The organism is Lentilactobacillus raoultii (genome assembly GCF_900411375.1).
Classification (GTDB): domain Bacteria; phylum Bacillota; class Bacilli; order Lactobacillales; family Lactobacillaceae; genus Lentilactobacillus; species Lentilactobacillus raoultii.
This window is the reverse complement of the sequence record NZ_LS422984.1, coordinates 477,013-488,458: the sequence shown is the minus strand read 5'-3', so window position 1 is coordinate 488,458 and position 11,446 is coordinate 477,013. Positions and strand designations below refer to the sequence as shown.

Annotated in this window: 14 protein-coding genes and 1 riboswitch; of the genes, 9 read left to right on the top strand and 5 right to left on the bottom strand. The window is 44.0% G+C overall.

The features are described 5' to 3' along the window. Positions 1 to 268 precede the first annotated feature (268 nt). A riboswitch (TPP riboswitch) is annotated at positions 269 to 359 on the top strand. 363 nt (positions 360 to 722) lie between these two features. The 5 genes from ED605_RS04060 (at position 723) to ED605_RS04040 (ending at position 4,255) form a co-directional block, all read left to right on the top strand. Next, positions 723 to 1,313, top strand: coding sequence for an ECF transporter S component (locus ED605_RS04060; RefSeq protein WP_121977614.1), 591 nt, complete (start codon positions 723 to 725; stop codon positions 1,311 to 1,313). 16 nt (positions 1,314 to 1,329) lie between these two features. Further along, positions 1,330 to 2,760 carry an ABC transporter ATP-binding protein gene (locus tag ED605_RS04055; RefSeq protein ID WP_121977613.1) on the top strand — a complete coding sequence of 477 codons (1,431 nt, stop codon included), beginning with the start codon at positions 1,330 to 1,332 and terminating at the stop codon, positions 2,758 to 2,760. Continuing rightward, on the top strand, positions 2,761 to 3,414 hold the full coding sequence (locus ED605_RS04050) for an energy-coupling factor transporter transmembrane component T family protein (RefSeq protein ID WP_121977612.1): 654 nt from the start codon (positions 2,761 to 2,763) through the stop codon (positions 3,412 to 3,414). A 113-nt stretch (positions 3,415 to 3,527) separates the two neighbouring features. Beyond that, complete coding sequence (locus ED605_RS04045; protein WP_121977611.1) at positions 3,528 to 3,842, top strand: hypothetical protein; 315 nt, start codon at positions 3,528 to 3,530, stop codon at positions 3,840 to 3,842. Positions 3,843 to 4,057: 215 nt separating this feature from the next. Next, complete coding sequence (locus tag ED605_RS04040) at positions 4,058 to 4,255, top strand: LBP_cg2779 family protein (protein WP_121977610.1); 198 nt, start codon at positions 4,058 to 4,060, stop codon at positions 4,253 to 4,255. A 108-nt stretch (positions 4,256 to 4,363) separates the two neighbouring features. Here ED605_RS04040 and ED605_RS04035 read toward each other — a convergent pair whose 3' ends face one another. The 5 genes from ED605_RS04035 to ED605_RS04015 all read right to left on the bottom strand — a co-directional run bounded on the left by ED605_RS04035 (position 4,364) and on the right by ED605_RS04015 (position 8,230). Continuing rightward, the gene (locus tag ED605_RS04035; RefSeq protein ID WP_121977609.1) at positions 4,364 to 5,230 is read right to left on the bottom strand and encodes an SDR family oxidoreductase; all 867 of its coding nucleotides are present in this window, start codon (positions 5,228 to 5,230) and stop codon (positions 4,364 to 4,366) included. A 163-nt stretch (positions 5,231 to 5,393) separates the two neighbouring features. Next, the gene (locus ED605_RS04030) at positions 5,394 to 5,642 is read right to left on the bottom strand and encodes a zinc ribbon domain-containing protein (protein WP_121977608.1); all 249 of its coding nucleotides are present in this window, start codon (positions 5,640 to 5,642) and stop codon (positions 5,394 to 5,396) included. Between the two features lies 1 nt (position 5,643). Further along, on the bottom strand, positions 5,644 to 6,006 hold the full coding sequence (locus tag ED605_RS04025; protein WP_121977607.1) for a hypothetical protein: 363 nt from the start codon (positions 6,004 to 6,006) through the stop codon (positions 5,644 to 5,646). A gap of 15 nt (positions 6,007 to 6,021) precedes the next feature. Beyond that, positions 6,022 to 7,194, bottom strand: a complete 1,173-nt coding sequence (locus tag ED605_RS04020; protein ID WP_121977606.1) for a hypothetical protein — start codon at positions 7,192 to 7,194, stop codon at positions 6,022 to 6,024. Between the two features lie 61 nt (positions 7,195 to 7,255). Next, positions 7,256 to 8,230: an asparaginase gene (locus tag ED605_RS04015; protein WP_121977605.1), complete on the bottom strand. Its 975-nt coding sequence runs from the start codon at positions 8,228 to 8,230 to the stop codon at positions 7,256 to 7,258. Positions 8,231 to 8,300: 70 nt separating this feature from the next. Here ED605_RS04015 and ED605_RS04010 point away from each other — a divergent pair, with 70 nt between their 5' ends. From ED605_RS04010 to ED605_RS03995, 4 genes are read left to right on the top strand one after another with little or no spacing between them, the layout of a single operon-like run. Further along, a complete protein-coding gene (locus ED605_RS04010; protein WP_121977604.1) occupies positions 8,301 to 8,672 on the top strand; it encodes a hypothetical protein in 372 nt (123 codons plus the stop codon). A gap of 51 nt (positions 8,673 to 8,723) precedes the next feature. Beyond that, positions 8,724 to 9,809 (top strand): ABC transporter ATP-binding protein, encoded by a 1,086-nt coding sequence (locus ED605_RS04005; protein WP_121977603.1) that lies wholly within the window; start codon positions 8,724 to 8,726, stop codon positions 9,807 to 9,809. Positions 9,810 to 9,821: 12 nt separating this feature from the next. Beyond that, on the top strand, positions 9,822 to 10,634 hold the full coding sequence (locus ED605_RS04000; protein WP_121977602.1) for an ABC transporter permease: 813 nt from the start codon (positions 9,822 to 9,824) through the stop codon (positions 10,632 to 10,634). Beyond that, entirely contained in the window at positions 10,631 to 11,446 is an 816-nt protein-coding gene (locus ED605_RS03995) for an ABC transporter permease (RefSeq protein WP_121977601.1), read from the top strand. The genes ED605_RS04000 and ED605_RS03995 overlap by 4 nt, the downstream gene beginning before the upstream one ends.

The window sequence follows — 11,446 nt, the reverse complement described above, 5'->3', positions numbered from 1 at the left end:
TTTAGACACAATGATTTAAAATTGCGGTCCAAAGCCACACCTCTCCTGATACAAAGCCACATCTTTTATCATTCGGAGTCTAACCGCTTGAATCCGCACACTTATCTAGGACTGCTTCGCCAAGCAGACTCCTGCATGTAAGGGATCAAACTGAAAAATCCAAAACCAGGATTTCCCAGTTTGACGCCTTACACTCCGGAGTCTAACCGCTTGGCTCCGCACACTGTTTGTAAATTCCCCCCTCTTTTAGTATACTAGTCGTGATGATACAACTTATCTGGGGTGCCTTTAGGCTGAGAGAAAAACCCATCGAACCTGATCTGGTTAATACCAGCGAAGGGAGCATATTCCGTTGTGCACGAAATGGATTAAGCGCATTGATGAATTTCGAGGCTGGGACATCTTGTCCGAGCCTCTTTTTGCTGACTAAAATTGACTAGGGCAAGGTTTTCAGTTTTATTTTGCTATTTTCCCTTATTAATTGTTAATTAATTTTTCAACCTATTGTCACTCCAGTTGTAAGTGTATCTGATTTTTGAGGTCTGAAGTGAGTGCTAACCGCTTGGCTCCGCACACTTATCTAGGACTGCTACCAAAAGCAACACCACTCCTGATAAGAGATCAATCTGAAAAAGCCAAACCCAGGCTTTCCCAGATTGACGTCTTATCATCCGGGTGTTAACCGCTTTTGTCCGCACACTATACAAATTGGAGGTCTTTTTATGGAAAACAATAGTCATGCAGATAATCAGCCGCATCAAAGTAAATGGACACTACGAAACATTATTTTAATCGCACTAATTGCCATCTTTTGCGGGATTATCTTTTGGGGAATTGGCTTTCTTTACACTGCTTTAACCGTCGCTTTAACTCCCATTGGTGCAGCACCGTTTGCCAACGATATTTTAATGGGACTCTGGTGCATGGCCGGACCCCTGACCGGATTCATTATTCGAACAGCCGGTTCCGCCTTTTTGGGAGAATTCCTGGGTGCCTCAGTCGAAGTCTTTCTCGGTGGTCAATGGGGTGCCGGCGCCTTTATTTCCGGACTGGTTCAAGGAATCGGTTCCGAACTCGGCTTTACACTCACGGGCTACAAGCGTTACGACTGGGTTTCACTTAATGCCTCGATCTTAACGACTGTTATTGTTACTTTTGCTTGGGATATGATTAAAAATGGTTACGATAAATTTGCGTTGCCACTACTAATCGGCCTATTCATTACCCGCTACATCTCCACTTTCATCTTTGGCGGTGTGGTCACCAAAATGATCGTTAAACTATTGGACCGTAGTAATGCATTTAACTTATAAGTAGTGGAGGTTAGCCATGACGGACGTAGTGATCACCAATTTCACGTACCAGTATCCAAATAGTGACACCAAGGTCTTAAATGATCTTAATTTAACCTTTAAACACAATCACTTTTCACTGCTTTCAGGTCCATCCGGAAGTGGTAAGTCGACCTTGCTATACTTCATTGCGGGCCTTTACCCAAGATTTATTGGTAACGATGCCACCGGCACAATCTCCTTTGGGCCAACCAACATAAAGGACGTTCCCCGCAATCAGGTCAGCCAACAGGTGGCCATGATGTTTCAAAATCCCAACCAGCAATTCGCCATGGATACTGTGATTCACGAAATGACGTTTGTTTTGGAAAACATCAAGACCGAACCGGCCAAAATGGACGCTATCATTGATCACGCACTCAGCTTTTGCGGCATTGAGAAGTTAAGAGATCGGGTCATCAACACCTTATCCGGCGGTGAAAAGCAACGGGTGGCCCTCGCCTGCATTGTGGCCATGGATCCTCCGGTAATTGTCTTAGACGAACCGTTTGCCAGTATTGATCCAGCTTCCAGAACCGCTCTAATTCACAAATTAAAAGAACTTCAAGAACGCCATGGTAAAACAATCATCCTGGCTGATCACGATTTAGGCAACTATCAGGGACTAATTGATGAATTTTATTATTTGGATCCTCAAACCCACCGGATTAATCTGTTAAATCAACAGGAATCTCAACGGTTGTTTGATCAATTTAAGTCCACCCAAACTATTAACAAGCAGCTGGCGGTCCCACCTGTAGATGATAAAAGCGCGATTTTAAAGCTCCGTGACTTCCAATTAGCTCCTCACAACGCCTTACTGTTAAAGTTGGCCCACTTTAATTTTTATCGACAACGGACCACTTTAATTACCGGGGCGAACGGAATTGGCAAATCCACCCTATTTAACGCGCTTACCAAGCTATTGACTTACAAGGGCACCATCACCTATAACGACAAGAATATTCAAAAAATTAAGCCGTTAACGTATGCTAAAAATGTGACGTTGCTATTTCAGGATGCCGAAAACCAATTTCTCAATGTGACGGTCAAAGAGGAACTCGATCTGTCATTTGCCAACCGTACAAATCAAGCTTATACTCACGAACAAGTTAACCAAATGCTGGAACGGCTTGGGATGCAAGGTCGCGATGACCAAGTCGTTTATTCTTTAAGTGAAGGCCAAAAAAAGAAGCTCCAAATTGTGGAAATGCTGATCATGAACCCACCCGTCCTACTGCTGGATGAACCATTTAAAGGACTGGATTACCGGTCGTTAAAAACCGTGACCGATTTTCTTAAGCAGGCCAAAACCGATTCCGGCCAGACCCAAATCATCATCTCCCACCAATTATCAGGGTTGGAAGACTTGATTGACTACCACGCCCATTTTCAAGACCAGAATTTAACGTATCAGGGGGCGATCTAAATGAATCCGGGAATGAAATTATTATTAGTCGTCCTCATCGCGCTTGAGATTTCGTTTACGCAAAGCTTAATTGTCAACGTGATCCTGATTGCGGTTAGTTTTGGGTACGTCATGATCAAGCGAATGAACTTTAAAACATTATTTCTCTTAATCTTCTGGCCGCTCTTTCCAGCTTTAGGCCTCTTTGTTTCCCAGTGGCTTTACGGTTCAGCCGGCATTCACTTTGCCTGGGTGCTGTTTACACGGATTTACGCCTATGTCTTTTTAGGGGCAACGTTCACCCTGACAAGCAGTATCACCGATTTATCGTTGACCTTGGAACAAGACTTCCGGCTGCCATCAAAATTTGCCTATGGCGTTTTGGCGGCCTTTAACCTAATGCCCAAAATCAGAGAAGAGGTCCAGATTATCAAAACAGCCGCCCTGATGCGAGGCGAAGTCTTTCACGTCTGGTCACCCAAGCTTTATTTTAAAGCGATCTTATCCTCAATTCAGTGGTCACAAAATCTCGCTGAAGCAATGACGTCACATGGCTTTGTCGAGGATGAACCGCGGACTCACTACAAAGTGATTCGAATTACCACGCTTGACTGGGGATTGTTCATTGGGCTACTCGTGATTGTTCAGGCCCTGGTCTTCTCAATTCACTACTAATTTCATCAACAGAAACCTAACAACTTTATTTTCCAACGTCCTCAAACTTCGTTATTTTGATTGCTTGCATTATAATTAATGTAATCGAGAGAAGTTGAAAGAGGGCGTTTTTTATGCGGGCAAATCAATTTGCACTTGCGTTTGGAATTTTTGCATTAATTGTTGGGGCAATCGTCGATCTTTATGGGGTATTTAATCAATTTGGGACAATCGACAGTGCTCAAGAAGTGTTGATCGGTAGCTTTATTTTAGGCATTGGGTTGGCTTTCCTATCGATTCCGAACCGACTTGAACGCTACATCATCCAAGGAATCATCGGGATTGGTGTTTTTTACTATTTTTACATCCAAAATAACAACTTGTGGATTGCCATAATTATCGCAGTCATTTTGGTTGCTTTACTGGAATTCGGGTTAAAGCATCGTTAATGACGTCTTATCATCCGAAATCTAACCGCTTGAATACGCACACTTTTCTAGGACTGCTACGCCAAACAACATCATTCCATATAAGAGATCGATTGGAAAAATCCAAGAACAGGATTTCCCCAATCGACGTCTTATATTCCAGATGTTAACCGTTTGACTACGCACACTTTCCTTTTATTGCTATAATAGAATTACAAGTAACTTTGAGTCTTGCAATGGAGGAATTTAGAATGGCAGAACAATTTAGTACCTTAGCTGAAGAAATTATTAATTATCAAAAAAAGAACGACATGCCAGACACCCAGTTAGCCTTTAATTTGCGGATTACTGTAGAACGCCTCCACGATATCAAATCGATGGAATCCGAACCGACTCCTGAAGAAAAGAAACTCATTGAAGACTTTGTGCGATAAGCATGCAACGCAATTATTTATGACCAAAAATTAAACAGGTACACAAAAAAGAAGACCCGGCAGCAATGTCAAGGCCTTCTTTTTATCTCTAAAATTTAATTTCAATCATTACTTTTTCGATGTTTCAAACACTGCTTGAACCTGTTCTTCCAAGGATGGAATCGGCTTTTGAAGGACGTCCGCCAAATCCGTGGTGTCTTCTTCCAAGTCGTGGTGACGAATCATCTTTTGGATCATCGTCATCGCCGCGTCTGCCTGATCCGGCACGTATTTCCTCAGGTTAGCCATAAACTCGTCATCAGAAACACTGGCAACTTCAAACTGCTTGCCGGTAACCTTTTGAAGTGCTTTGGCTAAATCATCATATGAATGCATTGGTCCAGCAAATTCATAAACGGCTTTGGGATTCTCGGATGTCAAAACTGTCACGGCTGCCTGCGCATATAAGGCTTCAGGTGCCCAGCCAACCTGACCATCACCAGCCGAGTAAACAAACGGTTCGCCATTGCTGGCTTCTTCGAAAAAGTTCATTTCATCTTCCAAATACCAATTATTGCGTAAGAAAGCATGGGCAATACCCGACTTCTTAATTAAGTCTTCAGTTGCTTTATGATCGGCTGCCAGCGGTGCTTCAGTCGTGTCCGCTTTTGGAAAACTAGTGTAGGCAATAAAGCTGACGCCAGCTGCTTTAGCGGCCTGAACAACGTTATTGTGCTGGTCGATCCGCGGCATAACCGCTCCGGGCAGTGACGAAATAAATAGCAACCGATCAATGCCTTTCAACGAATCGGTCAACTGATCCGGGTCCTCGTAGGTTCCCGGCCGCACCTCAACGCCTTCAGGGTATAACGACTTGGCTTTTTCAACGTTTCGAGCCAGGGCCACAATTGAATCCCCGGGTTGAATCTGCTTTTTTAAATCGGCGATGGCATACTTGCCAAAGTGGCCGGTTGATCCTGTAACAGCATATTTCATAAAACGATTACCTCCTAATAAACATTAGCTTGATTAGTCCATGCCATAGATTATTATAAGGCAAATCACCAGCTAGATGGAACAAAAGAAACCAAATAACTTCAAATCGTTGTGATTGGTTTCTTTAATCTATCAGCTGGTGAGTCAGTTTCAAAGATGTCTGCTAAAATGATTTTTTATGCCACCATTTCTGCCAAAAATGTCCATGGCACTTTTTAGTCGCTGCCGAACTTGACTCGTACCGCTTCATCCCCGTCCGATAAGGATTGTCAAACAACCGATTCAATGATAATCCTTTATCTGACTTGATATCAGCTGTCGGCAACTGACGATGGCAATGCGGGCACGTTACTGGTTGGCCGGTCAACTTAGTCCCACAATACGGGCAAAACGCCAATCTTTGCTTCATCATATTATGGCCTCGATTGCTGCTTACTCTGGTTTCGCTGGCGTCGTTTAACTGCTTCCTGCTGACTCTGAACGGACTTAGCCTGCCTCAAGTCAGCCTGCCGTTTTCGTTGCTGTTCGGCTGCTTCATCCGCCTTTAGCTGTTGACTAATCATTCGAAACTTCCGGGCAGCCAAATTCCAAGCGCCCACGACCAGTAACGCCGCTAATACCGAATACGGATACGTCCACCATGGGAAGTAAGTCCCCTTTGGAAAAACCATCGGGCCAAAGAAATTATAAATTGCCATCAAAACAGCAATCATTACCACAGCCTCAATCGTGTCACGAAGCCATTTTGGTAATTTAAAATGCCGTTTTTGTGCCATCAGTGTCTGCCCCCCTCAGTCAATCTGATTTTCCAACAAAAATGCTTTAAAGTAGTCAAATGCCATTTCTCGAATTTCTTCGATACCAAGCTGCTTAACAGGTGACTCAGTTTGTTCGTCCACGTCCAGCAATTCCACTGTTAAAAGACCATTGTTCGAATCAAGGTTAGTTGGTAAGGCTGCAAAATTTTCCTTGTCAGCTAATTCGAAGCGAATAATTTTGTGAAATCGAATTGATTGAGAAAGAATGTGAACCAACAGATTGTCAGCATCATCAAAGGCTCGATCGGCATTTAACACCGGCAATGCAAAGTGACCGGCGTCCTGATTGAGCTTAACAAATTGATGAATTAATCTCAGGTAATCACTATCGAGCAAAATTTTTCGAATATCATCGTAACGAATCCAAACGTACCCGCCAAAACGACCATTCATATCCACTACCAGCATGACCATTTCCCGATCATTTTCAGCGATCACCCGGCCGACGTAAAAGTATTTTCGACTATCATTTGTATCAATGATGATGGCTTTTTGATCAGCCCGGCGCTTGGCAATGGTGGTTCTAAATGCCTTTGGATCAGTCACACTAATATCGGTTAAGTGATTTTCCGGTTTAATCATCGTCAACGTTTCTTGAACTAACTGAAGTTCAGTGCCGCCAAACTCGATGCCCCGAATCTCATCAAAGGCCAAGTCAAACTGGTGGCGCTTGGAAAAATCAAATTTATTCAGGTTTAAAAACGTCAAGTGATCGGTGCCGATAGCGGTGATTAAACCCTCACTGTACTTCAAGTGACCATTTTCAACCGTCATCATCAGGGATACCCGTTGCTGTTCGTGTAGCGTTTTGATCACCCGGTCAAATAAATCGTCACTCATTTTAATCGGCATATCAAATGACGGATTACTGGAGAGATCATTCATTTCATCAAATGAAATTCGCTCCTTCATGCTGGCTAAATCATAACTGTCGGTTTCAATGGACTTCACCGAACTGATTTTCAAATAGACTTCACCATCTTGAATGCCGTAGTCGTTATACGTCAGCATGACAAAGTCCGTTGCACTCAGGTATTGAATGATGCCGGTATAGACAATTTCACTATCCTTCTGGAAGGCATTAATTAACTGTTCGTCAATTTGGGCTGAGCGCAGTTGTTCATAAATGGTTTTCAAAAGAGCCACCTTCTTTCACATTTGTAGAATTATTCGTTACCATTATTATAAGCATTTAAATCTCAGCAATCTACGATATCGCATTACTGACAAAATCCCGCAGATCATTTCCGGATTTACCGGCACTTAATCCGACCAGCAATTTAATTCTGGCTTTTTGGCCATTGAGCCCCTGGCATAGAATCAAGCCCATTCGCTTCAACTGAATGCCACCGCCCTCATAATCATAAATATCTTGAGCAACCCCGTTATAGCATCGGGAAACCAAGACAATTGGGATGTGCCGATCTAAAAGATGTTGGATTGCGGGCAGTGTTTGGGGCGGTAAATTACCGGCACCCAGGCCTTCAATGACTAAGCCACGGGTGCTTGGCTGATCAATGGCTTCAAATAGATCCCCGTTCATCCCGGCATAGGCTTTAATCAAATAAACGCCGTTCACCACATGATCAATATCGGAGACTTCGGTTTGAATCAATTCTTGGAAATACTTTGCCTTATTCTGGGTGACAATTCCAATGGGTCCAAAGGTCGGCGTTCGAAAAGTTGCCACGTTGGTCGTGTGGGTTTTGGTCACAAACCGGGCCGTATGTATTTCATCGTTCATCACGACCAGTGCCCCCTTACCGTAGGACTCATCGGTAGCCGCCACTAAAATCGCGTTTCGAAAATTATACAAGCCGTCCGACCCAATTTCATTTGAGGAGCGCATTGCTCCCGTGACGACGACCGGAATGGTATTGGGCAACGTTAAATCCAAAAAATAAGCGGTCTCCTCAAGGGTATCGGTGCCGTGTGTAATCACAACCCCGTCAACACCGTCATCAATGGCCTGCATAATCCGTTGCTTAATCTTTAACATGATAGCTGGCGTTACGTGGGGCGATGGCAGATTAAATAATTCATCGGTAATCAGGTTGATTTGGCCCTTTAAAATCACCTGTTCTTCGGCGATGGGATTTTCATCATTGGGCACCACTTCGCCCTTTTCGTTTTGCGACATTGAGATGGTGCCGCCGGTGTGAATTGCTAAAATTGTTTTCATAGAATTTTTGCCTCCAAAATGATAATCTATACTATTGTAACCTAACCGAACAATCGAAGGAAGTGAGCAGATGTCGAATTCTGAAAGATATTATACCCCTCAAAACTCAAAGGACGCCATGCGTCAAATCGAAATGCTGTTTAATAAGTACAAAGACGCCCCGCTGACTCAGGAATTAGTCGACTATCATCAAAATCTGGTAAATCGGCTAAAAACCGATATCATGCAGGCAGCCAAACAGGAAGGTATTCCAGCCAGGCTTGAAAATCTAAACTCAATGATTAATGTCATGACTCGTTGGCTGCAGATTCGACTTAGTGGCAAGCCCTTTAACGGTGAAATGAGTCATTTCAAATATGTGAATGAGCAGGCCAAGCCGACCTTTAAACGCCACGTGCATAAAATCAAAGGCAACGGTGGCCACCGAGCATCCCGCCACTAATCGACATTTAATTAAAACACACCCATTATCAATACGAGGAGGATTGGGGAATTGAGCAAAACCATTATTGAACTGCAACACATTTACAAAAAGTACGGTGACTTTACCGCTTTAAACGATATTAATTTCAAATTAAACCAGGGGGAATTTTACACCCTTCTCGGCCCCTCCGGTTGTGGTAAAACCACTATTCTACAAACGATCGCCGGCTTCACCGATGCGACCTCGGGCCAAGTCCTGTTCGACGGTCAAAAAATTAATGATATTCCCGCCAGTAAACGGCAACTAAACACCGTTTTTCAAGACTACGCCCTGTTTCCAAATATGAACGTTCACGATAACGTGGCCTTTGGCTTAGTCCTGCATAAGGTTAAAAAAGCCGAAATTGAAGAGCGGGTCCACGATGCTTTGAAGCTGGTGCAGCTGGATCAATACGCCAACCGAGAAATCGCCGAACTATCAGGTGGCCAAAAGCAGCGAATTGCCATTGCCCGGGCGATTGTTAACCGGCCTAAGGTTCTCTTACTGGACGAGCCGCTTTCCGCACTGGATGCCAAGCTTAGAAAAGACATGCAGTACGAGCTGCGCAGTCTTCAGCAGAACCTGGGCATCACTTTTCTATTTGTCACCCACGATCAGGAAGAGGCTTTGGCCATGAGTGATCAGATTTTTGTTATGAACAAGGGCCAAATTCTTCAAAAAGGTGATCCGGTTGATATTTATGATGAACCAATCAATCACTTTGTGGCAGATTTCATTGGCGAAAGCAATATTATTCCAGGTCACATGATTCAGGACTATGAAGTGTCGTTTCTCGGCCACACCTTTGAATGTGCCGATGCCGGGATGCGACCCAACGAACCAGTCGAGGTTGTGATTCGCCCTGAAGACTTAGTCATTACCACCCCAGAAAAGGGGAAACTACAAGTAAAGGTCAGTACTCAACTTTTCCGTGGCGACTATTACGAAATCCTAGCTTACGATAACCAAGATAATGAATGGCTAATCCATTCAACCAACGCTACCAAAGACAACGCAGTGATCGGATTGACATTTGGCCCCAACGACATGCACGTCATGCGCTACAATGAAACTGAAGCTAAATTCAACTCCCGGTTGGAAACTTATGAGGAATAGGAGGCCGGCTCATTGAAAAAAAGTTTTCGTGCCCTTTTTTACACCCCTTACTTAATGTGGCTGGGCCTATTCGTGATCGCGCCGGTCGGCTTAATTATTTACTACTCTTTCTTTAACATTGCCCATCAGTTTACGTTAGACAATTATGTTACCTTTTTTCGATCTGGCACCTACCTGACCATGACCGCCAATTCGGTACTATACGCCTTTTTGATCACGTTATTCTCACTTTTGATCAGCTACCCGATGGCCCTGGTCATCAGCAAACTCAAACACCGAGATCTGTGGATTTTGCTGGTGATTCTGCCAACTTGGATTAATTTGTTGTTAAAAGCATACGCCTTTATTGGTCTATTAAGCCATGACGGCTTGGTTAACCGCCTGTTTGAATTTGTCGGTCTACCAGCGCAACACATGCTGTTTACAGATACCAGCTTTATCCTGGTAGCCGCCTATATCCAAATTCCGTTCATGATTTTGCCAATTTACAACTCATTAACTGATATCAGTGATTCCTATATTAAGGCCAGCCACGACCTTGGGGCGACCAATTGGCAGACACTGACTAAAATCATCATTCCAATGTCGATGCCGGGGATCAAGTCCGGCGTCCAAATTGTTTTCATCCCCTCCCTGTCACTCTTCATGCTGTCCAGATTAATTGGCGGTAATAAGATTATCACCCTTGGAACGGCTGTCGAGGAGCACTTCCTGACCACCATGAACTGGGGCATGGGATCAACCATTGGCGTGGTCTTAATCATTTCGATGGTCATTGTCATGCTGTTTACGAATACCAAATCAAAGAGGGGGCGGCGTCAATGAGGCAGCAAGCTTCCAAACTCGGCCGAAGTTACATTATCATTGCCTTTCTATTGCTTTACATCCCGATTATTTATCTGATCGTGTATTCTTTTAGCAAGGGGACAACCATGGCCAACTTTCATGGCTTCAGTCTGACCCATTACAACGAGTTGTTTCACGATAACCGAATGCTATCCATCTTTCTGAATACCATCCTAATCGCCCTGTTATCATCAATTTTTTCCACCATCGTCGGGACTTTGGGCGCGCTTGGGGTCAATAATGCTAAACGGGAACGTTCCCGGCAGACGCTACTTTCCTTCAACAACATTTTATTGGTTTCTCCGGACGTTATTATGGGTGCCAGCTTTTTAATCTTCTTTACGTCGTTAGGGGTGCCACTTGGGTTTTGGTCAGTGCTGCTCAGCCACATTGCATTCGAAATTCCGATTGTTGTGTTGATGGTCTTGCCCCGATTGGATGAAATGAGCCCTTCTCTGATCAACGCTGCCACCGATCTGGGAGCAACTTCCGGTCAAGTCTTCAGCAAAGTCGTGCTGCCCTTTATTCAACCTGGTATCATCGCTGGGTTCTTTATGGCAATTACTTACTCGCTCGATGATTTCGCAGTGACCTTCTTCGTCACCGGTAACGGCTTTACAACTTTGTCAGTTGAAATTTATTCCAGAGCCCGTCAAGGCATTAGTCTGGAAATTAACGCATTGGCAGGGATTATGTTTATCTTCTCGCTGGTATTGGTCATTATTTACTACTTCATTGAAAATCATAATGTCTCGGCCCGCCGGAAGAAAGACAAGTTAGGGGGTGCCTAA